This is a genomic window from Burkholderia sp. RS01 (genome assembly GCF_039748055.1).
GTDB lineage: Bacteria > Actinomycetota > Actinomycetes > Actinomycetales > Micrococcaceae > Arthrobacter.
Window position 1 is genome coordinate 1 of record NZ_JBDLAK010000036.1, and the last position, 26,651, is coordinate 26,651.

The 26,651-nt window shown below is 66.2% G+C and carries 23 protein-coding genes, 1 tRNA gene, 1 rRNA gene and 1 riboswitch; of the genes, 11 read left to right on the forward strand and 14 right to left on the reverse strand.

Annotated features, from left to right (window positions below):
* The 5 genes from ABFP37_RS21620 to ABFP37_RS21640 form a co-directional block, all read right to left on the reverse strand.
* Window positions 1–625 (reverse strand): serine dehydratase beta chain (locus ABFP37_RS21620; protein WP_347034913.1); only part of this gene is annotated, 625 nt, incomplete at its 3' end.
* A 206-nt stretch (window positions 626–831) separates the two neighbouring features.
* Complete coding sequence (gcvH, locus tag ABFP37_RS21625; RefSeq protein ID WP_347034914.1) at window positions 832–1,215, reverse strand: glycine cleavage system protein GcvH; 384 nt, start codon at window positions 1,213–1,215, stop codon at window positions 832–834.
* A 513-nt stretch (window positions 1,216–1,728) separates the two neighbouring features.
* Complete coding sequence (gene gcvT / locus ABFP37_RS21630; RefSeq protein WP_347034915.1) at window positions 1,729–2,877, reverse strand: glycine cleavage system aminomethyltransferase GcvT; 1,149 nt, start codon at window positions 2,875–2,877, stop codon at window positions 1,729–1,731.
* A gap of 12 nt (window positions 2,878–2,889) precedes the next feature.
* Window positions 2,890–5,739, reverse strand: a complete 2,850-nt coding sequence (gene gcvP / locus ABFP37_RS21635) for an aminomethyl-transferring glycine dehydrogenase (protein WP_347034916.1) — start codon at window positions 5,737–5,739, stop codon at window positions 2,890–2,892.
* Window positions 5,740–5,942: 203 nt separating this feature from the next.
* A riboswitch (glycine riboswitch) is annotated at window positions 5,943–6,041 on the reverse strand.
* 103 nt (window positions 6,042–6,144) lie between these two features.
* Window positions 6,145–6,684 (reverse strand): TetR/AcrR family transcriptional regulator, encoded by a 540-nt coding sequence (locus ABFP37_RS21640; protein ID WP_078029707.1) that lies wholly within the window; start codon window positions 6,682–6,684, stop codon window positions 6,145–6,147.
* 67 nt (window positions 6,685–6,751) lie between these two features.
* Between ABFP37_RS21640 and ABFP37_RS21645 the strand changes: the two genes are divergently transcribed.
* Window positions 6,752–8,329, forward strand: coding sequence for an MFS transporter (locus ABFP37_RS21645; RefSeq protein WP_347034917.1), 1,578 nt, complete (start codon window positions 6,752–6,754; stop codon window positions 8,327–8,329).
* A gap of 148 nt (window positions 8,330–8,477) precedes the next feature.
* On the opposite strand, the gene ABFP37_RS21650 is transcribed toward ABFP37_RS21645, so the two are convergent.
* Complete coding sequence (locus ABFP37_RS21650) at window positions 8,478–8,957, reverse strand: DNA starvation/stationary phase protection protein (protein ID WP_078029691.1); 480 nt, start codon at window positions 8,955–8,957, stop codon at window positions 8,478–8,480.
* 207 nt (window positions 8,958–9,164) lie between these two features.
* Between ABFP37_RS21650 and ABFP37_RS21655 the strand changes: the two genes are divergently transcribed.
* From ABFP37_RS21655 to ABFP37_RS21665, 3 genes are read left to right on the forward strand one after another with little or no spacing between them, the layout of a single operon-like run.
* Complete coding sequence (locus tag ABFP37_RS21655) at window positions 9,165–10,214, forward strand: nitrilase-related carbon-nitrogen hydrolase (RefSeq protein WP_078029692.1); 1,050 nt, start codon at window positions 9,165–9,167, stop codon at window positions 10,212–10,214.
* Window positions 10,211–11,236: an agmatine deiminase family protein gene (locus tag ABFP37_RS21660; RefSeq protein WP_078029693.1), complete on the forward strand. Its 1,026-nt coding sequence runs from the start codon at window positions 10,211–10,213 to the stop codon at window positions 11,234–11,236. Before ABFP37_RS21655 ends, ABFP37_RS21660 begins: the two co-directional genes overlap by 4 nt.
* A 29-nt stretch (window positions 11,237–11,265) precedes the next feature.
* Window positions 11,266–12,840 carry an APC family permease gene (locus ABFP37_RS21665; protein ID WP_347034918.1) on the forward strand — a complete coding sequence of 525 codons (1,575 nt, stop codon included), beginning with the start codon at window positions 11,266–11,268 and terminating at the stop codon, window positions 12,838–12,840.
* 138 nt (window positions 12,841–12,978) lie between these two features.
* Here ABFP37_RS21665 and ABFP37_RS21670 read toward each other — a convergent pair whose 3' ends face one another.
* The 3 genes from ABFP37_RS21670 to ABFP37_RS21680 all read right to left on the reverse strand — a co-directional run bounded on the left by ABFP37_RS21670 (window position 12,979) and on the right by ABFP37_RS21680 (window position 14,560).
* Complete coding sequence (locus ABFP37_RS21670) at window positions 12,979–13,395, reverse strand: hypothetical protein (RefSeq protein ID WP_347034919.1); 417 nt, start codon at window positions 13,393–13,395, stop codon at window positions 12,979–12,981.
* A gap of 515 nt (window positions 13,396–13,910) precedes the next feature.
* Window positions 13,911–14,213: a DUF4193 domain-containing protein gene (locus ABFP37_RS21675; RefSeq protein ID WP_056627517.1), complete on the reverse strand. Its 303-nt coding sequence runs from the start codon at window positions 14,211–14,213 to the stop codon at window positions 13,911–13,913.
* Between the two features lie 122 nt (window positions 14,214–14,335).
* Window positions 14,336–14,560 (reverse strand): hypothetical protein, encoded by a 225-nt coding sequence (locus tag ABFP37_RS21680; RefSeq protein WP_347034920.1) that lies wholly within the window; start codon window positions 14,558–14,560, stop codon window positions 14,336–14,338.
* 100 nt (window positions 14,561–14,660) lie between these two features.
* Between ABFP37_RS21680 and ABFP37_RS21685 the strand changes: the two genes are divergently transcribed.
* Entirely contained in the window at window positions 14,661–15,008 is a 348-nt protein-coding gene (locus ABFP37_RS21685) for a hypothetical protein (protein WP_078029697.1), read from the forward strand.
* Window positions 15,009–15,033: 25 nt separating this feature from the next.
* Here the strand turns inward: ABFP37_RS21685 and ABFP37_RS21690 are convergent.
* Window positions 15,034–15,110, reverse strand: a tRNA-Thr gene (locus ABFP37_RS21690).
* Between the two features lie 137 nt (window positions 15,111–15,247).
* Window positions 15,248–16,138, reverse strand: a complete 891-nt coding sequence (locus ABFP37_RS21695) for a DsbA family protein (RefSeq protein ID WP_078029698.1) — start codon at window positions 16,136–16,138, stop codon at window positions 15,248–15,250.
* A 180-nt stretch (window positions 16,139–16,318) separates the two neighbouring features.
* Here ABFP37_RS21695 and ABFP37_RS21700 point away from each other — a divergent pair, with 180 nt between their 5' ends.
* The 4 genes from ABFP37_RS21700 to ABFP37_RS21715 all read left to right on the forward strand — a co-directional run bounded on the left by ABFP37_RS21700 (window position 16,319) and on the right by ABFP37_RS21715 (window position 21,554).
* Complete coding sequence (locus ABFP37_RS21700) at window positions 16,319–17,821, forward strand: trehalose-6-phosphate synthase (protein WP_078029699.1); 1,503 nt, start codon at window positions 16,319–16,321, stop codon at window positions 17,819–17,821.
* Window positions 17,811–18,638, forward strand: a complete 828-nt coding sequence (gene otsB / locus ABFP37_RS21705) for a trehalose-phosphatase (RefSeq protein WP_347034921.1) — start codon at window positions 17,811–17,813, stop codon at window positions 18,636–18,638. Before ABFP37_RS21700 ends, otsB begins: the two co-directional genes overlap by 11 nt.
* A 249-nt stretch (window positions 18,639–18,887) precedes the next feature.
* Complete coding sequence (gene ugpC / locus ABFP37_RS21710) at window positions 18,888–19,970, forward strand: sn-glycerol-3-phosphate ABC transporter ATP-binding protein UgpC (RefSeq protein ID WP_078029701.1); 1,083 nt, start codon at window positions 18,888–18,890, stop codon at window positions 19,968–19,970.
* A 165-nt stretch (window positions 19,971–20,135) separates the two neighbouring features.
* Window positions 20,136–21,554, forward strand: a complete 1,419-nt coding sequence (locus ABFP37_RS21715) for a DUF4032 domain-containing protein (protein WP_078029702.1) — start codon at window positions 20,136–20,138, stop codon at window positions 21,552–21,554.
* 14 nt (window positions 21,555–21,568) lie between these two features.
* Here ABFP37_RS21715 and ABFP37_RS21720 read toward each other — a convergent pair whose 3' ends face one another.
* Window positions 21,569–22,939, reverse strand: coding sequence for an FAD-linked oxidase C-terminal domain-containing protein (locus tag ABFP37_RS21720; protein WP_347034922.1), 1,371 nt, complete (start codon window positions 22,937–22,939; stop codon window positions 21,569–21,571).
* 216 nt (window positions 22,940–23,155) lie between these two features.
* Here ABFP37_RS21720 and ABFP37_RS21725 point away from each other — a divergent pair, with 216 nt between their 5' ends.
* Together ABFP37_RS21725 and ABFP37_RS21730 are read left to right on the forward strand one after the other, a co-directional pair.
* The gene (locus tag ABFP37_RS21725; protein WP_078029704.1) at window positions 23,156–24,904 is read left to right on the forward strand and encodes a glycoside hydrolase family 13 protein; all 1,749 of its coding nucleotides are present in this window, start codon (window positions 23,156–23,158) and stop codon (window positions 24,902–24,904) included.
* Window positions 24,905–24,908: 4 nt separating this feature from the next.
* Window positions 24,909–25,937: a LacI family DNA-binding transcriptional regulator gene (locus tag ABFP37_RS21730; RefSeq protein WP_347034923.1), complete on the forward strand. Its 1,029-nt coding sequence runs from the start codon at window positions 24,909–24,911 to the stop codon at window positions 25,935–25,937.
* On the opposite strand, the gene ABFP37_RS21735 is transcribed toward ABFP37_RS21730, so the two are convergent.
* The gene (locus tag ABFP37_RS21735; RefSeq protein ID WP_347034924.1) at window positions 25,934–26,449 is read right to left on the reverse strand and encodes an SRPBCC domain-containing protein; all 516 of its coding nucleotides are present in this window, start codon (window positions 26,447–26,449) and stop codon (window positions 25,934–25,936) included. The two genes, ABFP37_RS21730 and ABFP37_RS21735, sit on opposite strands and share 4 nt — an antisense overlap.
* 92 nt (window positions 26,450–26,541) lie before the next feature.
* Window positions 26,542–26,651 (reverse strand): 5S ribosomal RNA (gene rrf / locus ABFP37_RS21740); the annotation flags it as partial.

The following is a 26,651-nucleotide window of genomic DNA, read 5'->3' on the forward strand; positions in this document are numbered from 1 at the left end:
CCTCCTCGGTGCGGGAAGCACGTTCATTGACGAACATGACCTCGCCGATGGACAGACCCTTGGACTGGCAGCGGCCCAGCAACTCGGCTGCGGTGCGGAACGGCAGCGGCAATTCCTTCTTGGACTCGTCCAGTTCCTGCTGCGCCGCGTCCTCCTCGCCCTCCCGGACGATGAAACCCCCGCCCACCGAGAAGAACGTGGCACTGCGCAGCACCTCCCCGCCCGCGTCCGAGACCGTGAACGTCATGCCGTTCGTATGCCGCGGCAGGACGGTCAGCGGACGCAAAACCATGTCCTTCACCCCGTACGGCAACGGAACCGCCCCGGCCAGCCGCAGCGTCCCGGTCTCCGCGATCGCCGCCAGCCGCTGCTCCACCTCATCGGGCAGGATCAGCTCCGGATGGAAACCCTCCAGCCCCAGCAGGATCGCCGTCATGGTGCCATGCCCATGCCCCGTCGCGGCCAACGACCCATACAGATCCACCCGCAACGACGCCACCCGGTCCAGAACCCCGGACGCCTTAAGCTCCCCCGCGAACAACGCGGCAGCCCGCATCGGACCCACAGTATGCGAACTGGACGGGCCGATCCCGATCGAGAAGAGGTCAAAGACTCCAACAGCCATTGTCGGTTCCTAACTAGGTCTAACTGTGGTCCGGCAGATGGTCCTGCCGGATGACTGCGGAGCCGCGGGTCGCGGCTTGCAATCGGTCAGTACGTCGGCGGCGGCAGCTTGTGGCGGCCGCGCGCCGTCGTCCTGTCTTAAGCAACGCTACGCGGTTTATGCCGCGGCGAGCCCGGCCGCGGCTGGGTAGCGGTGGTGGGCTGCGCTCACAGCTCGCCGCCGTTCTTGGAGGCGTAGTCCTGCGCGGAGAGCAGCGGGCCCTCGGACTCGGCTGCCACCTTGAACAGCCAGCCGGCACCGTACGGATCGCTGTTGATCAGCGCGGGGTCCTCGACGACGGACGGGTTGATTTCCGTGACCTCGCCCGTCACCGGGGCATAAAGATCGGAGACGGACTTCGTGGACTCCACTTCGCCGCAGGTCTCCCCCGCGGTGACCGTGTCGCCGACCTCGGGCAGGTCAACATAGACAATGTCGCCCAGGGCGTCCGTGGCCACGGCCGAGATGCCGATGGACACAACGTTCCCAGCGCCGCGGGCAACCCACTCGTGTTCGTCGGAGTACTGCAGTTCAGGGGCAACTTTTGCCATGTGTTTTTCCTTTACGTTTGAAAAGTCGTGGGCTGAATCAATTGTGGCTGGGTTAGTCGGCGACCGCGGTGCGGCCGGGTGGCGGATGAGGCAATTCCTCCGCGTGCTCGGTCGCGATGGCGCCCGCTGAGCGGACGCGACGCTCCCTTAGACGCACGCTTCCGGAATCCCCTCACCCGCCGATCCCCTGCTTCAGTTCTGGCCGCCAACAGTTTTCGAAAAGACGCCCGTTCCGAAAGAAACAGTGGCCCTTCGATATCGTCTAGAGCCGACCCTCGGTAGGCGGCTCATCCCCAGCACCTTTGGCTTTCAAAGGCGCCGGAACCGGCGGCAATCCTGTCATAGCGGTTTTTCAAAAGGTGACTTGCCCTCGAGGAGCTGGCTGGCCGCGGTTTTCGAAAGCGTGCGTCAAAGCGACGAAGGAGCAGCACGCGTGAAAACTGGGGCCTGCCGGCCCCGGAGCCGGGACCGCTGAGGCGCCCGGGTACCGATAGGTACCCGGGCGGACGGGACCTACTTTTGGCGCTTGTAGAAAGGCAGTGCGACGACTTCGAACGGCTCCGCCTTGCCGCGGAGGTCGATGTCCAGGGCGGTGCCGGGTTCGGTGAACTCGGCGTCGACATAGGCCATGGCCACCGGGTACCCGAGCGTGGGGCTGGGCTGTCCGGAGGTCACTTCGCCAACAACGTTGCCGTCCTTGAGCACCGGGTAGTGCCCGCGGCCCGCGCGGCGGCCCAGGCCCTTGAGGCCCACGAGCTTGCGGCCCGACGTGGCGCCGGCCCCTGCTTCCTTCTTGGCGGCCAATGCTGCCTTGCCCACGAAGTCGCCTTCCTTGGAAAGCGCGACGACGGGACCGAGACCGGCGGCGAACGGGTCACCTTCGAGTGACAGTTCGTTGCCGTAGAGCGGCATGCCGGCTTCGAGGCGGAGCGAATCGCGCGAGGCGAGGCCGGCGGGCGTCAGCTCCCCTTCATCCGCAATGGCGATGATGGCCTGCCAGAGGGCGGCGGCGTCGTCGTTGTCCACGAAGATCTCGAAGCCGTCCTCGCCGGTGTACCCGGTCCGGGCCAGCAGCAGCTCCTGGCCGGTGCCAGCCACAAGGAAGGGAACCTCGACCGCGGCGTAGTACTTCAGGCCGGTGACGAGCTCGTGCTGCGCGGCAGGAACCAGGCGGAGGAGGATTTCCTCGGCCTTGGGGCCCTGGACGGCGATCAGCGATGTGGCCGCGGAGACGTCGTCGACCACGGCATCGAACCCGGCGGAGCGCTGGGCGAGGGCCTCGGCCACCACCTTGACGTTGCCGGCATTGGGCACCACGAGGAACGTGTCCGTTCCGTCCTGAGCAGCCGGCCGGCGGTACACGATGAGGTCGTCAATGATGCCGCCGTCCTCGTTGCAGATCAGCGAGTACTTGGCCTTGCCGACGGACATCGCGGAAATCTTTCCCACCAGGGCATAGTCCAGGAATGCTGCCGCGCCGGGGCCGGTCACCCAGACTTCGCCCATGTGGGAGAGGTCGAAGATGCCCGCGGCCTTGCGGACCGCGTGGTGTTCGGCCAGTTCGGAGCTGTACTTGAGCGGCATTTGCCAGCCGCCGAAGTCGGTGAAGGACGCACCCAGCTTCTTGTGCTCTTCGTAGAGGGCTGTGTAGTTCTCAGGCATGGGAGCGGATCCTTAGCTTTCGAAGGCTTCGATGGGCGGGCAGGAGCAGATCAGGTTCCGGTCCCCTGCGGCACCGTCGATGCGGCCCACGGGCGGGAAGTACTTGTCCTGCTTGAGGGAGTGGACGGGGAAGACTGCCTGCTCGCGCGGGTATTCGCGGGCCCAGTCCGAGCTGATAACCGCCGCCGCGGTGTGCGGCGCGTTGCGCAGCGGGCTGTTTTCAACGGTGAAGTCACCGTTTGCCACCTGGTCGATTTCGGCCCGGATGGCAATCATGGCCTTGATGAAGCGGTCGATTTCGCCCAGGTCCTCGGACTCGGTGGGCTCCACCATCAGCGTCCCGGCCACGGGGAACGCCAGCGTGGGTGCGTGGAAGCCATAGTCGATCAGGCGCTTGGCCACGTCCTCGGCGGTGACGCCGGTTTTGGCAGTGACTGCGCGCAGGTCAAGGATGCACTCGTGCGCCACGAGTCCGCCTTCGCCGGTGTACAGGACCGGGAAGAAGTCGTTCAAGCTGGCCGCGACGTAGTTGGCGGCGAGCAGCGCGGACTTGGTGGCGTCGGTCAGGCCAGCACCGCCCATGAGCTTGACGTAGGCCCACGAGATCGGCAGGACGCCGGCGGAGCCGTACTTGGAGGCGGAGATGGGGGTGCCGTCCGCGCCGTTGGCCGGATCAGCCGCGTTGCCCGGCATGAAGGGTGCCAGGTGCGCCTTGGCCGCGACCGGGCCCACGCCCGGTCCGCCGCCGCCGTGCGGGATGCAGAAGGTCTTGTGCAGGTTCAGGTGGGACACGTCGCCACCGAACTTGCCCGGCTGGGCCAGGCCCACGAGGGCGTTCAGGTTGGCGCCGTCGATGTAGACCTGCCCGCCGGCTGCGTGGATGGCGTCGCAGACCTCGCGGACGTCGGCGTCGTACACCCCGTGCGTGGACGGGTAGGTGATCATGATGGCGGACAGCGCGTCCTTGTGCAGCTCGATCTTGGCATTCAGGTCCGCGTGGTCGATCGTGCCGTCGGCGGCCGTGGCCACCACAACAACCTTCATGCCCGCCAGCACCGCGGAGGCCGCGTTGGTGCCGTGCGCCGAGGCCGGGATGAGGCAGATGTTGCGCTGGGCATCGCCGCGGGACAGGTGGTAGCCGCGGATGGCCAGCAGGCCCGCGAGCTCGCCCTGGGAGCCGGCGTTCGGCTGGATGGACACCTGGTCGTAGCCGGTGATCTCGGTCAGCTGCGCCTCGAGGTCGGCGATCAGTTCCCGCCAGCCCTCGGTCTGCGAATCCGGCGCGAACGGGTGGATCGAGGCGAACTCCGGCCAGGAGATGGCTTCCATCTCGGCGGTAGCGTTCAGCTTCATGGTGCACGAGCCCAGCGGGATCATGGTGCGGTCCAGCGCGAGGTCGCGGTCGGAGAGCCGGCGCACGTAGCGGAGCAGCTGGGTCTCGGAGCGGTGCGTGTTGAACACCGGGTGCTGCAGGTACGCGGAAGAGCGTTCGACGGCGGTGTCGAGGGAGAATGCGTCCGTCGCGTCAACGGCCTTGGCACCGAAGGCGCCGAGAACGTCCGCGACGATTGCCGCCGTCGTCGTTTCATCGGTGGAGATGCCCACCGTGTCGGCGTCGATGCTGCGGAGGTTGATCCCCCGTGCCTCGGCCTCGGCGATGATGCCGGTGGCCTTGCCCGGAACGGACACGGTCACGGTGTCGAAGAAGCTCGTGTGCAGGACGTCCAGCCCGGCGGCCTTCAACGAGGCGGCAATGGTCTTGGCGTGGCCGTGGGCGGTTTCGGCGATCGCCTTCAGGCCTTCCGGGCCGTGGTAGACGGCGTACATCGAGGCGACGATGGCCAGCAGCGCCTGGGCGGTGCAGATGTTGGACGTAGCCTTTTCACGGCGGATGTGCTGCTCGCGGGTCTGCAGGGCAAGGCGGTAGGCGGGGACGCCGGCCGAGTCCTTGGAGACGCCGACCAGACGGCCCGGCATGGAGCGCTCAAGCCCCTTCTGGACGGCCATGTAGGCAGCGTGCGGGCCGCCGTAGAAGAGCGGAACGCCCAGGCGCTGCGCCGAGCCGACGGCGATGTCCGCGCCCTGTTCGCCCGGAGGCGTGATGAGTGTGAGGGACAGGAGGTCCGCAGCCACCGTCACGAGCGCACCGCGGTCCTTGGCGGCGGCGATGACCTCGGAGTGGTCGAAGACGCGGCCGGAAACGCCAGGCTGCTGCAGGACCACGCCGTTGATGACGCCGTCGGGCAGTCCTTTGGAGAGGTCCGCAACCTCGACTTCGAAGCCCAGCGCTTCGGCGCGGCCCTTGACGATCGCGATGGTCTGCGGCAGGCAGTCGGCGTCCAGGACGGTCTTGCCGTCGTGGGCTTCCTTGTTCTTGTTGGCGCGGCGCATCATCAGCACGGCCTCGGCCACGGCGGTCGCTTCGTCCAGCAGCGACGCGTTGGCGATGGGCAGTCCCACGAGGTCCTGCACCATGGTCTGGAAGTTCAGCAGCGCCTCGAGCCGGCCCTGGGAGATCTCCGGCTGGTAGGGGGTGTACGCCGTGTACCAGGCCGGGGCTTCGAGGATGTTGCGGCGGATCACCGGCGGCGTGACGGTGTCGTAGTAGCCCTGGCCGATCATCTGCACGGCCGTCTTGTTCTTCGCGGCGATCTTGCGCAGCTCGGCGAGGGTTTCGACTTCGCTGAGTGCCGGGGCGAGCTGCAGCGGGGAGTCCTGGCGGATGTCCTTGGGTACTGCCGTGTCAACCAGCGCATCAACGGTGTCGTAGCCGACAGCCTTGAGCATGGCGTCGACGTCGGCTTCGCGGCGCGCGCCGATATGGCGGTCAACGAAGGAAGTGGAGGCTGAATTGACAGTCAAAAGGAACTCCATAACTCAGGCGGCGCAGGGTACGCCACATCGATTCGGGTTCCTCCCCGCTCTGTATATTGGACCTGAGAGTTTCCGCGCGGCCGTGCTTTTGCACAGCCCCGCTTGCACCGTCGGTGAGCACAGCATGCCCTGAACACTCCGGGTAGTTACGGAACATTCCAGATGGGCAGCCTGCTGCTTTCCAGAGTTGCCTTGCCGCGGCGGTACATGGGCCTGAGAGATTCCTGGGGAGGATTTGCTCCTACGGCGCCTGCTTGTACCTACTTGCAGAACTCTCCCGCCGCAGATCAAAGGCATATTCAATTAGCGATGACAACAGTCACAGGGGCTATTCTCCTACGTCCGGAAGGCGGCCGCAAACTGTCGCGCGGGGGCCGGACGGCGTGGCGGGGGCTAGCCGCGGAGCCGTTCCAGCGCGCCGAGCAGGCTCTCGACGTCGGCGGCTGTCTCGGCGGGAGTGGCCGCCGGCCCGATCGACAGCATGGCATTGAAATACAGGCCGTCCCCCATGTAGAGTACCGCCTTCGCGAGTCCGGGACCCACGTCTTTGGCGATCTCAGCGAGCCAGCGCTGCTGGATGTGGGCGAAACGGCGCCGGGTCTCCTCGTGGGCAACCTCGGCGAGGCGCGTGGCGGCCACGATGACCCGGTCCAGCGGCGTGTCCGCCCAGACTGACGACTTGATGAAGTAGGCGGCAGCACCTTCCGGCGCCTTTGCCATGGCCTGGGCATCCGCCTCAGCGTGCTCGTCCAGACGGTCCAGCAGGACGCCGATCAGGGCTTCCTTGTTCGGGAAGTGATAGAGCAGCCCGCCCTTGGAGACGCCCGCGCGGCCGGCGACGGCGTCGAGGGTGGCAGCCCTCTCCCCCACCTCAATGAGGAGCGATTCAAAGGCATCGAGGACGGCGCCGCGCGCGACTGGTTTTCTGGCCATGGCTCCCATCATGCCTGTTCAGGCAGCCGATTTTATAACTATACCGTCCAGACGGTATAGTTACTGCATGACCACCGCCTCAACCACCCAGAAGCACAGCCGGACCACCTCCGAGGACATCGGGCAGCCCATACCCGTCAACGGCGGTGTGCGCGACTGGATTGCCCTTGGGCTCCTCATGTTCCCGGTCCTCCTGGTGGCCGTGGACAACACCGCGCTGACGTTTGCGCTGCCGGCCATCGCCCGCAGCCTGGACCCCTCAGGCGTGCAGCTGCTGTGGATCGTGGACTCGTACGCCCTGGTCCTGGCCGGCCTGCTGGTGGCCATGGGCAGCCTGGGCGACAGGATCGGACGCCGCCGGCTGCTCCTCATCGGCACCACGGGCTTTGCCGCGGTTTCGGCCGCCACCGCATTTGCTCCGAGCGCGGAATGGCTGATTGCCGGCCGCGCTGCGCTGGGCCTCTTCGGCGCGATGCTCATGCCGTCCACGCTGTCCCTGATCCGCAACATTTTTCCGGATCCGGGCAGGCGCCGGCTGGCGGTGGCGGTGTGGGCTGCCGGCTTCTCCGGCGGCGCCGCCCTGGGCCCGATATTCGGCGGCTGGCTCGTGGAGGAGTTCTGGTGGGGCGCCGTACTGCTGGTGGCGGTGCCCATCATGCTGCCGCTGCTTGCCTTCGGCCCCTCCTTCATTCCGGAGTCCAGGGACCCCCGCCCCGGCCGCGTGGACCCGCCCAGCATCCTGCTGTCCCTGCTGACGATGGTGCCGGTGGTTTACGGCATCAAGGAACTTGCCACGGAGGGTACGGGCGTGCAGCCGCTGGCCATCATCGCATTCGGCGCTGCCATGGGCTTCCTCTTTGTCCGGCGCCAGCAGCGGCTGGAATCGCCGCTTTTGGACATGTCGCTGTTCCGGAACCGGGTGTTCAGCACAGCCATCACGGCGAATGTACTGGCGCTGTTCTCCTTCAACGGATTCATCCTTTTCCTCGCGCAGCACCTGCAGCTGCTGGAGGGCATGTCGCCGTCGGCATCCGGGACCGCGATGATCCCCGCGCTGACCGCCACAGTGACGGCGGGCCTGCTCGTGGTGCCGCTGGTGCGGAAGGTGCGGCCCGGGTTCGTGGTGGCCGGCGGCCTCTCGCTGAGCGCGGCCGGCTACAGCGTTGTGGCGTTCGGCGACCATTCGGCCGGACCGGCGCTGCTGCTGGGGGCCCTGCTGCTCCTGGCCCTGGGCGTGGGCGCCGCTGAAACCATCTCGAACGACCTGATCCTGGGCGCCGTCCCGCCGGAGAAGTCCGGGGCGGCCGCGGCGATTTCCGAGACCGGCTATGAAGTGGGGTCCCTCCTGGGGACAGCGGTTCTGGGATCGATCCTGACGGCGTCGTACCAGCGGCACCTCATGCTGCCCGACGCCGTTACGCACGCCTCCCCGGCCGATTCGGCGGACCGGGCCCGGGAAACGCTCGCCGGTGCGATGGAACTGGCGGGAACGCTGCCCGCGCCGCTGTCCGAGTCCCTCGCCGCAGCGGCCCGTGCAGCGTTCGACTCCGGCGTCCACGTCACTGCGGCCATTGCGCTGGTACTGATGGCGGGAGCGGCGGCCCTTGCCGCCGTCGTGCTGCGGAAAGTCCCCAAGGCCAAGTAGGCGTGCGCTGGCCGACGGCGGGCCGTCACCGCGGCTGCGGTGTCGGCCGCCGCAATCCGCCGGGTGCATGCTTAAGGCCCCGGAGATGCTCCGGGGCCTTACGCCTGGCGGGCGGCAGCTCAGCCCGCCGCTGCCTGCCTGCCGCCGCCTACTTGCCGTCAGGCTGCGTGACGCTCGCCGAAGCCTTCATGTTCTCGGCGCCAACCATCCAGGCGTACTGCTCGAGCTTCTCGATGAAGGCGTGGAGCAGGTCCGCCGTCGTGGGGTCTTCCTCGTCCACTTCGTCATGCACCTTGCGCATGGTGCCGACGGCCGCTTCAAGTGCTGCCACGATGCGGTCGATCGCATCCTTGGTATTGATGAGCCCCTGGGGGAACTGGGCCAGGCTCGTGGACTTTGCCACGGTCTCGCTCCTGCCGTCGGGAAGGGCGTGCAGCGCCCGCATGCGCTCCGCCATGTCGTCCGCGAACGCCCTCGCCGCGTCGACGATCTCATCAAGCTGAAGGTGGAGGTCCCTGAAGTTGGTGCCCACGATGTTCCAGTGCGCCTGTTTGCCCTGGATGTGCAGTTCGATCAGGTCGGCCAGCACGGCCTGCAAGTTGTTGGTCAGTGTCGGTGAAGCTTTCATGAATCCTCCTCGATTGGTCCAGTGGTTTCGACGCTACCGCAGGGGCCTCGCGGGCGGGAGGATGCACTGCAAATTTCACCATCAGCTTACTTACTATCCGGTCATAAATGAACGGTATTCACATAACCCTTGCCAGGCGCCTCCTCACTGTGCATACTAAATGAACGTCATTCATTTAGTGACGGTCGTCTCACTGGAGTAGTCAACATGATTGAAATCACCTGCCTCGACTCGCCCGCATCGCTAGCCCGGACAGCGCCGTCCTCGCGCCCTCCTCTGCGGGTAGGCGTCGTTCAGCACCGCTGGCACAGCAGCGCCGCTGCCGTGCGCGCCGAACTCAACGACGGCATCGACCGTGCGGCCCGCCTCGGCGCTACTGTGGTCTTCCTGCCGGAGCTCACCCTGTCCCGCTACCCGGCGGACCAGGTTCCGGTCAATGACCTGAGCAGGGCCGGACAAACCCGGCCGCGTCCCTCGGACGATGCCGAAGACCTGCTCACCGGCCCCACCTTCCGCTTCGCCGCCGAAGCCGCCCGGCGGAACGGCATCAGCGTCCACGCTTCCCTCTATCAGCGGGCCGGGAACCCGGACGGCAAGGACGACGGCCTAGGCCTGAACACGTCCATCCTGGTCTCCCCGGCCGGCGAGCTCCTGGCCAGGACGCATAAGCTCCACATCCCCGTGACTGACGGCTACTACGAAGACAGGTTCTTCCGCCAAGGCCCGCCAGCCGAGGACGCGTACCAGGTCTACTCCCCCGCCGAACTCGGCGGCGCGCAGCTCGGCATGCCCACCTGCTGGGATGAATGGTTCCCGGAGCTGGCAAGGATGTACTCACTGGGCGGCGCCGAACTGCTGGTGTATCCGACGGCGATCGGCTCCGAGCCGCTCTTCCCGGCCTTCGACACGCAGTCCCTGTGGCAGCAGGTCATCGTGGGCAACGGCATCGCAAACGGTCTGTTCATGGTGGTCCCCAACCGCTGGGGCCAGGAGGACAGCCTGAACTTCTACGGGTCCTCCTTCATCTCCGATCCCTACGGGCGGATTTTGGTCCAGGCGCCGCGCGACGAATCGGCAGTGCTTGTCGCGGACCTTGACCTGGACCAGCGCCGTGACTGGCTCACCCTGTTCCCGTTCCTCACCACCCGGCGCCCCGACACCTACGCCCGGCTCACCGAACCGGTTCGCCACGACGCGCCGTTCGGGATCTCGACGAGCTCAATCAGCGGCTCCGTGCCTGCCGAGGTGACCGCATGAGCCACTGGCGCATGCCCGCCGAGACGGCACGCCAGGAACGGCTCTGGATGGCGTTCCCCACCGGCGGCTACACACTGGGCGACACAGCGGAAGACGCCCACGCAGCGCGTTCAGTCTGGGCCGCCGTCGCCAACGCCGCCGTCGAATTCGAGCCGGTCACCGTGGTGGTTGACCCGGCCGACGTCGGGACCGCCGCCCGCTACCTGGATCCTGCCGTTGAGGTGCTCACCGCCGAACTGAACGACGCCTGGATGCGCGACATCGGCCCCACCTTTGTCCTGGACGGCAGCGGCCGGCTCGGCGCCGTGGACTGGGTCTTCAACGGCTGGGGCGCGCAGGACTGGGCCCGGTGGGACAAGGACGCGCTCATCGCCGCCGAGGTGGCCGGCAGGTCCGGGGCCCGGCATCTCGTGTCCAGGCTGGTCAACGAAGGCGGCGGGATCCAGGTGGACGGCGAGGGAACCGTGCTGGTCACCGAGACGGTGCAGCTGGATCCGGGCCGCAACCCCGGCCTCGGCAAGGCAGAGATCGAGGCCGAGCTGGCCAGGACCATCGGCGCCACGCACGTGATCTGGGTTCCCCGCGGCCTCACCCGCGACTCGGAGCGTTTCGGCACGCGGGGCCACGTGGACATTGTGGCCGCCATCCCGTCACCCGGCACCCTGCTGGTCCATTCGCAGCAGAATCCGGCACATCCCGACTTCGGCGTCAGCCGCGACATCATCAGTTTCCTGTCCACCACCAGGGACGCCGCCGGCCGAGAGTGGAACATCATCGAAGTTCCGGCCCCGGAAACGCTCACGGACCCGGAAGGCTTCGTGGACTACAGCTACATCAACCATGTCGTGGTCAACGGCGGGGTCATAGCCTGCACCTTCGGCGACCCCAACGACGAGAAAGCCCTCCGCATCCTCTCCGATGCCTATCCCGGGCGCCGCGTCGTGGGAATCGATGCCCGCGAGCTCTTCGCCCGCGGCGGCGGCATCCACTGCATCACCCAGCAGCAGCCCGCTGCCAACTAGAACCAGCTGTTTCCCAGAAAGGGTCAGTCATGAGCCAAACCACCCGCGACACTTCCGCCGTCGGCGGAGGCACCGCCACCGGTGCCGCCGGCCCGGCCGCCGGCCGTTCGCACGGCATTACCGGAAAGGGACTGAAGGGCGGGCAGCTGGGCCTCCTCGCCGTCGTCGTCCTGGGCATTTCGACCATTGCGCCGGCCTACACGCTGACCAGCGCCCTGGGCCCCACCGTCAACGAGGCCGGGCTTCAGCTGCCCGTCATTTTCCTCATCGGCTTCATCCCCATGATCCTGGTTTCCCTGGCCTACCGCGAGCTGAACGCGGACTCCCCGGACAGCGGCACCACGTTCACGTGGGTCACCAAGGCGTTCGGTCCGTGGGTCGGCTGGATGGGCGGCTGGGGACTGCTGGCGGCCAACATCATTGTGCTCTCCAACCTTGCGGGCGTGGCCGTGGACTTCTTCTACCTGTTCCTGGCGCAGCTGACCGGGTCTCCGGAACTGGCGGACCTCGCTGCGAACAAGCCGCTGAATGTGCTCACATGCATCGTCTTCGTCGCCCTGGCCGTATGGGTCAGCTACCGGGGGCTGCACACCACCAAGGTGGTGCAGTACGGGCTGGTGGGCTTCCAGCTGCTGGTCCTTGGCCTGTTCGTAGGACTGGCCTTCGCCAACTGGTCCACGTCAGAAACCGCAATCCCCTTCAGCTGGGAGTGGTTCGACGTCACCAAGATCGAGACCTTCGGCCAGATCGCGGCCGGGATCTCGCTGTCCATCTTCGTCTACTGGGGCTGGGACGTGTGCCTGACCGTCAACGAGGAAACCGCAAACGGCAAGAAAACCGCAGGCCTGGCAGGCACACTGACCGCCGTCGTCGTCCTCGGCATTTATCTGCTGGTGACCATCGCCACCATGATGTTCGCCGGCGTCGGGGACACGGGGATCGGCCTGAACAACGAGGAAAACCACGCCAACGTCTTCACCGCCCTGGCGTCCCCGGTCATGGGCCCCTTCGCCATCCTGATGTCGCTGGCCGTGCTCTCCAGCTCGGCGGCATCGCTCCAGTCCACGTTCACCTCGCCGTCGCGGAGTCTGCTCGCCATGGCCCACTACGGCGCCCTGCCGGCGCCGTTCAGCCACATGAGCAAGAAGTTTTCGACGCCGGGATTCGCCACCGTCGCGGCGGGCGTCCTGTCCGCCGGGTTCTATGCCGTCATGCATGTGATCAGCGAGAACGTCCTCAATGACACCATCCTCGCCCTGGGCCTGATGATCTGCTTCTACTACGGGCTGACGGCGTTCGCCTGCGCCTGGTACTTCCGCAACAGCGTCTTCAGCAGCGCCCGCAACTTCCTGCTGCGCCTGCTGTGCCCGCTGCTCGGCGGTATCGGCCTGCTCGTCGTCTTCCTGCAGACCGCCGCGGACAGCTGGGCCCCGGAATTCGGGAGCGGCTCGGAGATCTTCGGCGTGGGGCTGGTGTTCGTGCTCGGCGTCGGAATCCTCGCCCTGGGAATCGTGTTCATGCTGATCATGGCACGGCTGCAGCCCGGGTTCTTCCGCGGAGACACCATCCGCAAGGACACTCCGGCGCTGGTGGTTCCGGAATAGCAGCAGGGCCGGCACGGCCGGCCGCTCAGAAAGCAGCACAGCTATGCCCCGCTTCCCGGTTTGCCGGGGCGGGGCATTTGCTGTGCTAATCAGTGGGTCGCCGGTCCAGGGACGCCGTCGTCTCGCGACGCCGGGATGTCACCAGTAGTGGGCAACGTCGATGACCAGGCGCGAGCCTGAGCCCGGTCCGGCCAGTGTGAATACCTGGAACGGAAGCCGCGCGCGGACACCGAGACCCAGGCTGGTGTAGCCCTCAAAGCTTCCTGCCCAGGCAACCTGCCGGAAGGTCTGGTAGCCGGAAACGTTGGTCACCTCGGACCGGTTGGCCGGAATGAAGGTTGCCTTGCCAGTGGCGTTGTCATAGGCGGGCGAGTTGGCAGTGATCTGCAGGAACGCGCTACCCCTCATGGTGATGGGCAGGCCGGAGCCGTCCTGGACCACCTTGGAGACGTAGCGGACGTTGTATCCCTGGGCTTTGCCCTTGAGATCAATGACCAGGCGGTCGAAGCAGTAGTGCTGCCCCGTCCGTACATTGGTTACCGATGCGGTGCTCATGGTCCGGTTGGACTCCGCTAGCGAGCCCCAGGCGAGTCCACAGTAAGTGGCTGCGGAGGCGGGCCCCGGAGCCAGAAGGCCTAGTCCGACAGCCATAAGGATAGCTGTCAGCCAAGCGTGAATTTTTTTCATTTTTGGCCACCCCCTCGAGTGATTGGATAGATCAAGCGTAGGAGCGCGGAAACCCTTAAACGAGGGATGTATCCGCTTCGGGGCACAACCGTTAATCTCGCCGCAAACCGATTACAGGGCCGTGATTCCGGGGGCATTTTTAGGGGCATCGAAAGGCGTTTGTGGCCGTTCCTCCATTTGGCCGTTATCGCTCATAACGGCCGTTATCCGGCGCGCCAGCGCCGTAATGGCGGAGCGGGGCGCCGCCGGCGTCGCAGCAGCCTTTGGGAATGCCAAAAGGCCACAAAGAATGGACACAAAAAAGCGAGGCGCCGGCCACCCCTGAGGGGCCGCCGGCGTCTCGCGTGGCTTGCTGCGGAAAGGGCGAAACGCCTGGGGCGGTATTAGCCTTCGCAGTCGCGGCAGTACTTCATGCCGTTCTTTTCGCGTGCCACCTGGGACCGGTGACGGACCAGGAAGCAGGAGGAGCAGGTGAACTCATCGGACTGCTCGGGAACAACGATGACCGTCAGTTCTTCGCCGGAAAGATCAGCGCCCGGAAGGTCGATGCCCTCGGCGGTGTCGTTCTCATCGACGTCGATGACTGCGGTCTGGGCGCCGCCGCCACGGGACGCCTGCAGGGCCTCCAGAGATTCGGAGGGAGACTCTTCTTCTGTCTTGCGTGGGGCGTCGTAATCGGTAGCCATAGCGTTGTTCACTTTCGTTGCTGCGCAGCGCCATTTCAGGCACCTCAGTGAAGCAGTTTAGGTCATTAAGCAGCAGGTTGAGGAATAGTGTGCGCAACGCGACATTTACCGGCGTGGCGGGGCTATTCCGCTCCCCTGCCGGCGGCATCCTGGTGAGCCTTTCGCGCGTGGTCTCCCGCGACGGCAATGCCGCTCAGGGCAGGCAGCCAGGCCCAGCGAGTGACCTCCGAGAGGGCGTCCGCGGCCTGCTCCTCGGTGGTGGGAAGACGGGCCAGGAACCATGCGTCTGCGACGGTGTCGCGCAGCCTCGTCAGCAGTGCTCTGGCCGGGGTCAATGTGGTGGTCATGGTGCAAAGGTAGGCGCCCCGTGTTGTGGCCACGTTTCGGCAGCGTCTCCGCGGGGTAAATCTACTCGTACTACCACTTCGACCAGTGCGGAGGCACCTGATGGCCACGAAGCTGAACCGCAAGGCATTGGAACACGCCCGCGAGCTTGTGAAGAAAGGCAAGGTCGAGCGGGATGTCCGTGATGACTGGAGCGAGCACGCCCCCTCGACCGAGGATGAAAACGCGTTCATCGACCAGCACGGGTTTGCCGAGTTTTCGAAGTGGCACCTCGGGATCGACCGTGAGCAGTCGGACGGCACCAAGGGGAGCGTGAGTTTCCCGTTCGGCGACTTCAGGAAAGTCCACCGCTGCGCCGTCATCTCATTGGAGAGCAGGGCCGCGCAGCACGATCACGACGACATCCGCAAGGCGGCCAAGGATTTGCTGGACGAGATTGACGCGGACTGATGCCGCCGGCCGGTCCCGGCCGCTTTGGAGCCCCCTGTCGGATTCGAACCGACGACCCCCGCTTTACAAGAGCGGTGCTCTGGCCAACTGAGCTAAGGAGGCGCGCCCGTCAGGGCTGGCGCCGCGAAGGCGCTAGATAAGGTTAGCCCAAGGACGGCCTGCTGGTAAAAACGGCGATGGCCCGGTTCCCGGAAATCCGGGAACCGGGCCGTCAGCTCATTCGGGCTGGCTGGCCGCGGTTAGGCCTTGGCCTTGATGGCCGCGTCGACGAAGGCCGGGAAGTCGGTCTGCGCGCTGTCGCCCTTGCCCCACTGCTTGCCGTCCACGATGACGGTCGGTGTGCCCGAGACGCCAATGGCCGCCGCTTCCTGGGTGGTGTACTTCACCCAGGGACGGTAGGTCTTCTGATCGATGCACGAGTCGATGTTCTTGGCGCCGACTTCCGTGGCCATCTTCTTCAGGTCGTCGTCGGACAGGCCGGCGCTTCCTTCGGCCGGCTGTTTGTCAAACAGTGCGTTGACGAAATCCGAGTACTTCTCCGGGGATTCGTTCACCACACACGCCGCGGCGTTGGCTGCGCGGGAGGAGTAGTTGGTGGTGGAGCGGCTGTCGAGGAAGCCCAGGGGACGGTATTCCACGGTGATCTTGCCTTCGTCGCGGAGCTTGGTCAGGGTCTCGTTGTACTGGGCCTCGAAGTTCTTGCACACGGGGCAGATGAAGTCGATGTACAGCACCACCTTCACCGGCTTGCCGGCCTCAGCATCCGCACCGGGGGCCTTCACCGTGGCGGGAGGGGTGGCGGGCGCCGACGGAAGATCGGCGATGTTCACCGTGCCGGCCTCCGACTTTGCTACCTCTGAGCCCTTCAGCAGGGTGACGCCGCCGTGGACGTTGCCGTTGGCGGGAGTCGGGCCCTGGTCCGCCACGGGAGCGTTGTTCTTGAGGCTGGTGCTGACCACGAGGGCCACGACAGCGAGGATGGCAACCACTGCTACGACGATGCCCCATCCGATCAGCAGCTTGTTCCGCTTGTCCTTTTTCAGCTGTTCCTCGCGGATCTGGCGGGCTTTCTCGCGGGCCTCTGCCGTGCGGTCTGCTTTGGACTTGCGTGCTTCGTTTGCGGGGCTCATTAGTTCCTCGTGTCGATCGGACAGGTGCGGACCACCCGGGGGCAACTCTCCCATTTTAGGGGGAAACCCCAGAGCTTGCGCTTTCAAGTATTCCTTCAGCGTGCCCAACGGACGAATAGCACGGAAGATTCCGGCCCGTTAGGGTTGACTCAGAGTCACAAGCAACCCCAGGGGGCCGCAATGCAACGACCTGACCACGATAAATCCGATACTAAAACGGAAACCGGGGCGGCGTCGGGCGAACACTCCGACGCTGCAACATACGACTTCATGGTGGTGTCCAACCGCCTGCCCGTGGACCGCTGCGCAGCCGGCGAACCGGGCGACGACGGGTCCGGCTGGCGCCGCTCGCCGGGCGGCCTGGTGACCGCCCTCGCGCCGATGATGACCAAGACCGACGGCGCCTGGGTCGGCTGGCACGGCGCTCCGGACGAGACGGTCAAGCCGTTCAGCCACGGCGGCATGGACCTTGTCCCCGTGCAGCTGAGCACCGACGACGTTGAGCTGTATTACGAGGGGTTCTCCAACGCCACCCTCTGGCCGCTGTACCACGATGTCATTGCGCCGCCGGAGTTTCACCGAACCTGGTGGGAGGCCTACCGCAGCGTCAACAAAAGGTTCGCCGAGGCCGTCGTCCGCCACGCCGGGCACGGCGCCACCGTCTGGGTCCAGGACTACCAGCTCCAGCTGGTGCCCCGGATGCTTCGGGAAGCGCGTCCGGACCTGCGAATCGGTTTCTTCAACCACATCCCCTTCCCGCCGCCGGAGATCTTCGCCCAGCTCCCCTGGCGCCACGCCATTATCGACGGCCTGCTGGGGGCGGACCTCGTGGGCTTCCAGCGCAGCAGCGACGCCGGCAACTTCATGCGTTCGGCCAGGCGCTTCCTCGGCGCCAGCGTCAAGCAGCAGCAGGTCCACGTCAAGGGCGCCGACGGCGGCGTCACGCATATCGCCCGCGCACAGGCCTTCCCCATCTCCATCGACGTCCAGCAGATCAGCGAACTGGCCCGGAAACCGGAGATCATCGAACGGTCACGCCAGATCCGGCAGGACCTCGGCAACCCCAAGACCATCCTGCTGGGCGTGGACCGACTCGACTACACCAAGGGGATCCGCCACCGCCTCAAGGCCTACGAAGAGCTCCTCAACGAGGGCAAACTCACGGTAGGAGACACCACGCTGATACAGGTGGCCAGCCCCAGCCGCGAGCGCGTCGAGCAGTACCGCCTACTGCGCGAGGAAGTGGAAGGCACCGTAGGCCACATCAACGGTACGTACGACACCATTCAGAACACCGCGGTCCGCTACCTCCACCACAGCTACCCCATCGAAGAAATGGTGGCGCTGTACCTGGCCGCGGACGTCATGCTGGTCACCGCCCTCCGCGACGGCATGAACCTCGTGGCAAAGGAATACGTCACCGCCCGGACCAACAACGACGGCGCCCTGGTCCTCAGCGAATTCGCCGGCGCGGCGGATCAGCTCAAGCAGGCGCTGCTGATGAACCCGCACGACATCGACGGCCTCAAGGACACGGTCATGCGGGCCGTCAGAATGTCCCCCAAGGAGTCGGCACGCCGCATGCGTTCCATGCGCAAGCAGATCCTGGACCACGATGTCGACTACTGGTCGGCCGAGTTCCTGCACGCCCTCAATGAAAAGGTGATCCGCGATGACTCCTGAGGCAGACCGCCCCGGCACGGGCGAAGCCCGGCTTTCGCTTCCACCCGAGCTGTTGGACGCCATACGGCGCATCGCGGGCACCGAGCACCTGCTGGTCGCGATGGACTTCGACGGCACCATCTCGCCGCTCGTGGACCACGCCGGGGACGCACGCCCCCTTCCGCGGTCCGCGGCTGCTTTTGCGGAGCTAGCGGCCCTTCCGAGGACGACGACGGCCCTCATCTCCGGCAGGGCGCTGGATAGCCTGCGCGCTGTCGCCTCGCCGCCGGACGAGACCCTGCTCATCGGCAGCCACGGGGCCGAAGCCTGGCTGGGCCCCGGCTCGGCCCCGCTGACGCTCGACCCCGGTCAGCGGGAACTCCTGGCCGAGGTGCGCAGCGTCCTGGAGGAAATTGTGGACCTCGCACCGGGAACCGTCCTGGAAGACAAGCCCGCGGGCGTCGTCCTCCACACGCGGCTCGCGCAGGACGACGTGGCAGAGGACGCCGTGTCGGCGGCGCGGGCCGCGCTGCAGGACCGCAAGGGCGTCTTCCTCAAGAACGGCAAGAGAGTCCTTGAAACCTCCGTGGTCCACGCGTCCAAGGGCGAGGGCGTGGACTTCCTCCGGCAGGCTACCGGGGCCACGGGCGTGCTCTTCGCCGGCGACGACACCACTGACGAGGACGCCCTGGCCCGGCTGGGCCGGCACGACGTCGGGGTCAAAGTGGGGCTGGACTTCACCCAGGCGGAGTTCCGGGTGGAGGCACCGGTGCACGTCGCCGAGCTGCTGGAAACGCTGCTGCGGGAACGCCGGAAGGCCGTGGAACCGGCGTCCTGACGCGCCCCCGCACAGCCCCCGCCGGCCGGGGCGGTGCGGGATCTCATATGTGACTCCCGTAACATTTGCACCTATTAAAGATAAATCTGACATACTCTAGGTGTGATGTGGCGCACAGGAACCGTGCGGCGTCACGCGATACTCCTCGGCTTCGGCCGGGGAGTACATCAAGCAGTACATAACTGAATTACATGAACCATTCACAACGGATCGTCCGGCACGTACCTGCCGGTGAAGGGATTGATAACTGTGGCAACAGTTACTTTTGATAACGCTACGCGTCTGTACCCGGGCACAGAAAAGCCCGCTGTTGACAAGCTCAACATCGAAATCGCCGACGGCGAATTCTTGGTCCTCGTTGGACCCTCCGGTTGCGGTAAGTCCACTTCCCTGCGCATGCTCGCAGGCCTCGAAGATGTGAACGCCGGCCGAATCCTCATTGGCGACCGCGATGTCACCGACGTTCCGCCGAAGGACCGCGACATCGCCATGGTCTTCCAGAACTACGCCCTCTACCCGCACATGACCGTTGCGGACAACATGGGCTTCGCCCTGAAGATCGCGGGCGTCAGCAAGGAAGAGCGCGCCGAGCGCGTCCGTGAAGCCGCCAAGCTGCTGGACCTCGAGCCGTACCTGGACCGCAAGCCGAAGGCACTCTCCGGCGGTCAGCGCCAGCGTGTTGCCATGGGCCGTGCAATCGTGCGTAACCCGCAGGTCTTCCTCATGGACGAGCCGCTCTCCAACCTGGACGCCAAGCTCCGCGTCCAGACCCGCACCCAGATTGCCTCCCTCACCCGCCGCCTGGGCGTCACCACCGTCTACGTGACCCACGACCAGGTCGAGGCTATGACCATGGGCGACCGCGTCGCAGTGCTCAAGGACGGCCTCCTGATGCAGGTGGACACCCCCCGCAACCTGTACGACCGCCCGAAGAACGTCTTCGTCGCCGGTTTCATCGGTTCCCCCGCCATGAACCTGCTCGAACTTCCGGTCGTCGACGGTGGTGTCCAGTTCGGCGGCACCGTCTACCCCGTGCCCCGCGATGTCCTGGAAGAGGCGCACGGCCAGACCGTCACGCTGGGCAGCCGGCCCGAAGACCTCGAGACCGCTCCCCAGGGCGAAGGCCTGCAGGTTGAGGTCGACGTCGTCGAAGAGCTCGGCGCCGACGCCTACGTCTACGGCCACACCACGCTGGACGGCAAGACCCACGACATCGTGGCCCGTGTCGACGGCCGCCGCCCCCCGATGAAGGGCGAGTCCCTCTGGGTGCGTCCGCAGTCCGGCCACGTACACCTGTTCGACACCAAGACCGGCGAACGCCTGGGCGACTAGTCCACGTGGCGGTGGAGCCTGTCGAAACCGCCTGAGCACCTCCGGAACAACCGACGGCGGCCCTCCCAACCGGAAGGGCCGCCGTCGGCCGTTAAGCACCGGCTGCCTGCGGTCTTTTTGGCACGCCTTTAGGCACGCCGCCCCAACGTACGGAAGAATTGACCCATGACCGAGGAATACAGCGCCCAGTGGCACGACGAACCCACCGATTACGGGCAGATCGGCAAACTGCCGCGGTTCGAGCCCGCCAGCGCCAATGACGAGAAAGCGTCCTCGGTCGCCAGTTCACTGAACATCACGGCGGCCGCCGCTGACCCGGAACTGCTCGATCTTCCGTGGCACATCGCGCTCGAAGACTGGCCGGCGGAGAACCTCGCAGCGCTCCCCCGCGGCATCTCCCGGCACATCGTCCGGTTCGCGCACCTCGGCGGCTCCGTCATCGCCATCAAGGAAACGTCAGAGCACGTAGCCCGCCACGAATACCACATGCTCCGCAAGCTGGCCCGGCTGGACGTCCCCTGCGTGGAGCCCGTGGCCGTTATCACCGGGCGCACCACGCCCGACGGCAGGCCGCTGAACCCGGTGCTCGTCACGCGCCACCTGAAGTTCTCCATGCCCTACCGCGCCCTCTTCTCGCAGATGCTGCGCAAGGACACCCTGACCAGGCTCATCGACGCCCAGGCGCTGCTGATGGTGCGCCTGCACCTGATCGGCTTCTACTGGGGCGACGTCTCGCTGTCCAACACCCTGTTCCGCCGCGATGCCGGCGCCTTCGCCGCCTACCTCGTGGACGCGGAAACCGGCGAACTCTATCCAGACCTGTCCACGGGCCAGCGCGAATACGACCTCGAGATCGCCCGCGTCAACATCGCCGGCGAGCTCATGGACCTCCTCGACGGCGGCCTGATCGAGGAGAAGGTGGATCCGGTGGCCACCAGCGAGCTCATTATGGAAAGCTACCGCCGCCTCTGGACGGAGCTGACCGAGAAGGAATCCTTCGAGCTCGGCGAACGCTGGCGGGTGGGTGCCCGCATCCGGCGCCTCAACGAACTGGGCTTCGACGTCGAGGAATACGCGATCAAGACCACCCAGAACGGTTCCACCATCCAGCTCCAGCCGAAGGTCGTGGACGCCGGCCACCACATGCGGCGCCTGCTGCGCCTGACCGGGCTGGATGCCCAGGAGAACCAGGCCCGCCGCCTGCTCAACGACATGGACTCGTTCCGTGCGGACAACAACCCGGAGATGGACGAGGAGTACAGCGCGCACCTCTGGGTGAGCCAGATCTTCGAGCCGATCGTCCGTTCGATCCCCCGCGACCTGTCCGGCAAGCTCGAACCCGCCGAGGCCGTGCATGAGGTGCTCGAACACCGCTGGTACATGTCCGAGAAGCAGGAACGCCACATCCCGCTGGCGGAAGCCGTCCAGTCCTACATCGATTCCATCCTGCGCCACCGCCGCGACGAGGCCGCCATCATGCTGAATCCGGACACCGGGCTGCTAAAGATCCTGGAAGTGGAAACCGAGGAATCCCGGTACGGCGACGAAGAGTCCATCGACGAGTACCCCGACGCCGACGACTGAACGCTGCGGCGGGGCTAGATGGCCTTGCCCGGGTTCAGGAGTCCGGCGGGGTCGAAGAGTTCCTTGATCCGGTGCTGCAGCTGGCGGATGGGCTCGGGCTGCTCCAGGCCGAGCCAGCGCAGCTTGTACTGCCCCACGCCGTGCTCGCCCGTAATGGTGCCGCCCATGTCCAGCGCCACCGCGATTGACGCGTCGAGGGTCTTGTTCAGTCGCCGCATGGCGTCCGCGTCCACCTGGTCGTCCACACGGTCCACCCAGAAGGTGGGGTGAAGGTTCCCGTCGCCCGCATGCGCCACCACCTTCAGGTTCACGCCGTGGACCTCCGCGAGTGATTCCAGGGCAGCCACGTAGTCCACGAGCCGAGAGCGCGGAACCGCGACGTCCTCGCCCACCCGGTACTGGTCATCCACTTCGACGCCCCTGCTGTTGCGCCGCAGCTCCACCAGCTGCTCGGCTTCCTCACTGGCTTCGGTGGTGACGACGGCACCGCCCGCGGCAAGGACTTCACGCACGACGTCGGCCTCCGCCGCCGCGCCGAAGCCGTCGGTCTGGATCAGGAGCAGTGAGGCGCCGCGGGAGGCCAGGTCCGAGCCGTGGATCTCGTCCAGCTGGGTGAGGGACCCGCCGTCGAGCAGTTCCATGATGGCGGGCTGCACGCGGGACTTGCCCACGGCGAGCACGCCCGCGGCGGCCTGCCGGAAGTCGGGGTAGAACGCGGCGATGGTGTGCACCTCGCGCGGCAGGTACTTGAGCCGGACCGTCACACCCACCACAATCCCCAGCGTCCCCTCGGAACCGACGAACAGTCCGGTGAGGTCGTAGCCTGCCACGCCCTTAAAGGTCTGGTGGCCGGTGTGGATCAGGGTGCCGTCGGCGAGCACCACGTCCAGCGCCAGCACCGAATCCCGGGTGACGCCGTACTTCGCGCACCGCAGACCGCCGGCATTGGTGGCAACGTTCCCGCCGATCGTGGACATCCGGAAACTGGCCGGGTCCGGGGCAAACATCAGCCCGTGCTGTGCCGCGGCGTCGTTAAGGTCGGCGTTGACCACTCCCGGTTCCACCACGGCGGTCTCATCGTCCGGATTCAGGTCTAGGATCCGGTTCATCCTTTCCAGGCTGAGGACAACGGATCCCTCACTGGCGTGCGCGCCGCCCGATACACCCGTGCCGGCCCCGCGTGCCACGATCGGCACGTTGTGGGCCGCGCACGTTCTGACGGCCGCCTGGACGTCCGGCACCGACCCGGCCAAGACCACGGCAAGCGGCAGCTGGTAATCCAAGACGGGCGCCTGGTCCACCGCGTAGGCGGCCAGGGCAGACTCGTCCCGGAGTACTTTCCCTGGCCCCAGGACTGAAATGAGTTCCTCAGCAATGCTGCCCATTGGCTCTCCCGTTCGATCACATGTGGATCCCAGTCTAGATGTGGGATACAGCGGTCCGCGGGCATCCCTGCGCGCCGTTCTCCCGCCTCGTCTGCAAACGCTTCCAGTTTCGTGTTGGCGTAAGTGGCATACCGTAGGTCTCTTTACGGAAACTGTCATGGTGCCTTTGACTGGAAACGCTTTCATTTTGGCACTGCGCCCCTCTAAGCTGGCCCAATGTCTGTTGACTCATTGCTGCACACCGCCAGCCCCTTTGCCGGTTCCCTGACACCGGTTCATGCTGCCGACCACGCCCACGGATGGTGGCGTTCAGCCGTCATCTACCAGGTGTACCCCCGGTCCTTCCGCGACCTGAACGGTGACGGTATCGGCGACCTCGCCGGCGTCACGGCGGAGCTGCCACAGCTTGCAGAACTCGACATAGACGCCGTGTGGCTCTCCCCCTTCTACCGTTCGCCACAGCGCGACGCCGGGTACGACGTCAGCGACTACTGCGACGTAGACCCGCTGTTCGGCTCACTGGGCGATTTCGACGGAATGATCGCGGAGGCCAACCGGCTGAACCTGAGGGTGATCGTGGACCTCGTTCCCAACCACTGCTCCGACCAGCACCGCGATTTCCAGGCTGCCCTCGCCGCAGGCGCAGGCAGCCCGGAACGGGACATGTTCATCTTCCGCGATGGCACCGGCTCCACCGGCGAGGAACCGCCCAACAACTGGCAATCACACTTCGGCGGCTCAGCCTGGACCCGCATCACCGAGCCCGACGGCGAGCCGGGACAGTGGTACCTGCACCTGTTCGATTCCTCGCAGCCGGACTTCAACTGGGACAACCGGGCTGTCCATGACGAGTTTGAGCGAGTCCTGCGTTTCTGGCTGGACCGGGGAGTTTCCGGCTTCCGGGTGGACGTCGCCCACGCGCTGGTCAAAGCGCCGGGACTGCCGGAGTGGGGCGGACGCGCGGACGGCAGCAGCTCAGACGGATTTCCCGGCCACGAGGCGCCGATGTTCGGCCAGCCTGCCCTGCACGACATCTATCGGGACTGGCGGCGGATTCTTGAGGAGTACGGACCCGATCGGATCCTTTGCGCCGAGGCCAATGTGGACCCGCTTCCCCGGCTGGCCGAGTGGGTCCGGCCCGACGAAATGCACCAGGCGTTCAATTTCCCGTACCTGCATGCCGGACTGGACCTCCAGCGCCTGCGCACCATTGTCACGGAGTCGTTGACGTCGCTGGATGCCGTGGGTGCCCCGAGCACCTGGGTGCTCTCCAACCACGACGTCGTCCGGCATGCCACCCGCTTCGGTTACGAGTGGTCAGGACCGCGCGAAGGCGACGGGATCGGGCCGTCGGACCCCCAGCCGGACCACGCGCTGGGCCGGTCCCGGGCCGCGGCCGCGTCCTTGTTCATGCTCGGCCTGCCGGGCGGCGCCTACCTCTACCAGGGGGAAGAACTCGGACTCCCTGACGGCATCGACATCCCGGAGCACCAGCGGCAGGATCCCACGTTTGCTCGGACCGGCGGCGCCCGGCTGGGACGGGACGGTTGCCGCGTCCCGCTGCCGTGGCGCGCCTCGGAGTTGCACAACGGTTTCGGCGACGGCGGGCAGCCCTGGCTCCCGCAACCGGCGAGCTTTACGGAACTGGCCCGGGACGCCCAGGCCGCGGACCCGGCGTCGCACCTGAACCTCTACCGGCGCATGCTGGCGACCCGCCGCGAACTCGGCCTCGGGCGCGGTTCCCTGTCCTGGGCCGAGGAATGGTGCACGGGCTCTTCGCTGGCGTTCCTGAACGGCGACGTCCTGGTGGTCATGAATATGGGCAATGAGTCCCTCGAACTGCCGGCCGGCGAAGTGTTGCTCCGCAGCTCCTCCGCGGACCACGAATTGGCGGACGGCTGGCATGGAATAAGCTCTGGAGAGACCGTTTGGTTGCGGATTTCAGCAGAGGACTCGGAAAGCTAGGTACATGACCGGCATCAAGGAAGTCGCGGAGCGTGCCGGGCTCTCCATAGCTACGGTTTCGCGCGCCTTGAGCGGCAGGGGCCACGTGTCGCCTAAGAGCCGGGAACGTGCCCGGGCGGCCGCCGCGGACCTTGGCTTCGTACCGTCCTACCAGGCCTCAAGCCTCGCCTCCGGCCGAAACAGCAACATCGGCCTTGTAGTGCCATCCGTCCACCGCTGGTACTTCTCTTCGGTGGTGGAGGGGGTCTCGGCTGCGCTGCTGGATGCCGGCTACGACCTGACCCTGTACAACATCACTGAAGGCTCATCGCGCCGCCAGAGCGTTCTCAACGACTTCCTGCTGCGCAAACGGGTAGACGCGGTCATAGCAGTTTCGCTCGCGCTCACCGAGTCCGAGATCGCGCAGATGCTGGCGATCCACCGCCCCATCGTGGGAATCGGCGGCCCGCTGCCGGGGGCTTCCACCATCCGCATCGACGATCACGGCCTCGCGGAGGCGGCGGTGAACCACCTCATAGGCCTGGGCCACAGCAGGATCGCTCATCTGACCGGGGGTTCGGCGTACGAGCAGGACTTTAAGATCCCCCGTACCCGCCTTGCCGGCTATGACACGGCCATGCTGGCCGCCGGGATCAGTGTGCGGCCGGAGTGGACCGTAACCGCGGACTTCACCGTCCAGGGTGCCTACGCGGCCGCCCGCACGCTGCTGGGTGGCATTCCGTTGGGCGGCAATTCCGAGCGGCCAACCGCCGTGTTCGCCGCTTCCGACGAGATGGCAATCGGCACCATCCTCGCCGCCCGCGATTTCGGGCTTCGGGTTCCGGATGACCTGTCCGTCATCGGCATGGACGGGCACGAACTCGGCGAGCTCTTCGGCCTCACCACCATTGACCAGGATCCGCGCGGCCAGGGTGCACTGGCAGTCCGCCTGTTGCTGGACGGGCTCGACGGCGGAACGGACCAGGCGGTGCAGGACATCGAGTATCCGACCCGGTTTATCATCAGGTCCAGTACTGCTGTGCCGCTGGCCTAGGCTTCGGCGCCGCCCATGAACCGTACGAACCGTTCCAGGACGTCGGGCCAGCCCTTCTCGTAGCTGGCACGAGTGCCGGCCGGGTCCTCGGCGCCTTCCCAGCCGTCGTGCACTACGCGGACCTCCGTGCCGCCATCGACAGCCCGGAACGCAATCCTGAGCTCTGTCGACCATAGTGCCGTGGTGCCGGGGTACCAGGAGGCGTGGAAGGACAGCGGAGGCTGCCAGTCATCGATGGTTCCCCAGGCCGCGCTCCTGCCGTCGTCCGCGGTCTCGAGGATCAGGTTCTCCTCGAACTCGACGTAGGAGCCGGGGCCGTACACGCTGTTGGTCTCCATCGGCCACCACAGGTGCGTGTGGTCGGTGAAGCCTATGAAGGCCCGCGACACAGGTCCGGGCACTACTGCGGTGCAGACCACCGGCTCCAGGCCCTCGGCGGGAACAGGCTCGTTGGAGCCGGGGCCGGCGGCGTGGCTGAAGAGGTTTTCCATGGGCACCAACTCTACCGCCATACCCGTTTGGTGCCTGACAGCTTCACGCTGGACTGGCGGCTTAAAAGGATCAGGCCCCGACATACGATGTCGGGGCCTGAGCCATAAATAGTGTCCGGCGGTGACCTACTCTCCCACACCCTCCCGGGTGCAGTACCATCGGCGCTGTGGGTCTTAGCTTCCGGGTTCGGAATGGGACCGGGCGTTTCCCCCACGCTATGAC

What these genes read in the sequence shown, in the direction of transcription:
- gcvH (WP_347034914.1), bottom strand. Translation starts at nt 1,215, where the DNA reads ATGGCAAAAGTTGCCCCTGAACTGCAGTACTCCGACGAACACGAGTGG.
- gcvT (WP_347034915.1), bottom strand. Translation starts at nt 2,877, where the DNA reads ATGCCTGAGAACTACACAGCCCTCTACGAAGAGCACAAGAAGCTGGGT.
- ABFP37_RS21640 (WP_078029707.1), bottom strand. Translation starts at nt 6,684, where the DNA reads ATGGCCAGAAAACCAGTCGCGCGCGGCGCCGTCCTCGATGCCTTTGAA.
- ABFP37_RS21645 (WP_347034917.1), top strand. Translation starts at nt 6,752, where the DNA reads ATGACCACCGCCTCAACCACCCAGAAGCACAGCCGGACCACCTCCGAG.
- ABFP37_RS21650 (WP_078029691.1), bottom strand. Translation starts at nt 8,957, where the DNA reads ATGAAAGCTTCACCGACACTGACCAACAACTTGCAGGCCGTGCTGGCC.
- ABFP37_RS21655 (WP_078029692.1), top strand. Translation starts at nt 9,165, where the DNA reads ATGATTGAAATCACCTGCCTCGACTCGCCCGCATCGCTAGCCCGGACA.
- ABFP37_RS21660 (WP_078029693.1), top strand. Translation starts at nt 10,211, where the DNA reads ATGAGCCACTGGCGCATGCCCGCCGAGACGGCACGCCAGGAACGGCTC.
- ABFP37_RS21665 (WP_347034918.1), top strand. Translation starts at nt 11,266, where the DNA reads ATGAGCCAAACCACCCGCGACACTTCCGCCGTCGGCGGAGGCACCGCC.
- ABFP37_RS21670 (WP_347034919.1), bottom strand. Translation starts at nt 13,395, where the DNA reads ATGAGCACCGCATCGGTAACCAATGTACGGACGGGGCAGCACTACTGC.
- ABFP37_RS21675 (WP_056627517.1), bottom strand. Translation starts at nt 14,213, where the DNA reads ATGGCTACCGATTACGACGCCCCACGCAAGACAGAAGAAGAGTCTCCC.
- ABFP37_RS21680 (WP_347034920.1), bottom strand. Translation starts at nt 14,560, where the DNA reads ATGACCACCACATTGACCCCGGCCAGAGCACTGCTGACGAGGCTGCGC.
- ABFP37_RS21685 (WP_078029697.1), top strand. Translation starts at nt 14,661, where the DNA reads ATGGCCACGAAGCTGAACCGCAAGGCATTGGAACACGCCCGCGAGCTT.
- ABFP37_RS21695 (WP_078029698.1), bottom strand. Translation starts at nt 16,138, where the DNA reads ATGAGCCCCGCAAACGAAGCACGCAAGTCCAAAGCAGACCGCACGGCA.
- ABFP37_RS21700 (WP_078029699.1), top strand. Translation starts at nt 16,319, where the DNA reads ATGCAACGACCTGACCACGATAAATCCGATACTAAAACGGAAACCGGG.
- otsB (WP_347034921.1), top strand. Translation starts at nt 17,811, where the DNA reads ATGACTCCTGAGGCAGACCGCCCCGGCACGGGCGAAGCCCGGCTTTCG.
- ABFP37_RS21715 (WP_078029702.1), top strand. Translation starts at nt 20,136, where the DNA reads ATGACCGAGGAATACAGCGCCCAGTGGCACGACGAACCCACCGATTAC.
- ABFP37_RS21720 (WP_347034922.1), bottom strand. Translation starts at nt 22,939, where the DNA reads ATGGGCAGCATTGCTGAGGAACTCATTTCAGTCCTGGGGCCAGGGAAA.
- ABFP37_RS21725 (WP_078029704.1), top strand. Translation starts at nt 23,156, where the DNA reads ATGTCTGTTGACTCATTGCTGCACACCGCCAGCCCCTTTGCCGGTTCC.
- ABFP37_RS21730 (WP_347034923.1), top strand. Translation starts at nt 24,909, where the DNA reads ATGACCGGCATCAAGGAAGTCGCGGAGCGTGCCGGGCTCTCCATAGCT.
- ABFP37_RS21735 (WP_347034924.1), bottom strand. Translation starts at nt 26,449, where the DNA reads ATGGCGGTAGAGTTGGTGCCCATGGAAAACCTCTTCAGCCACGCCGCC.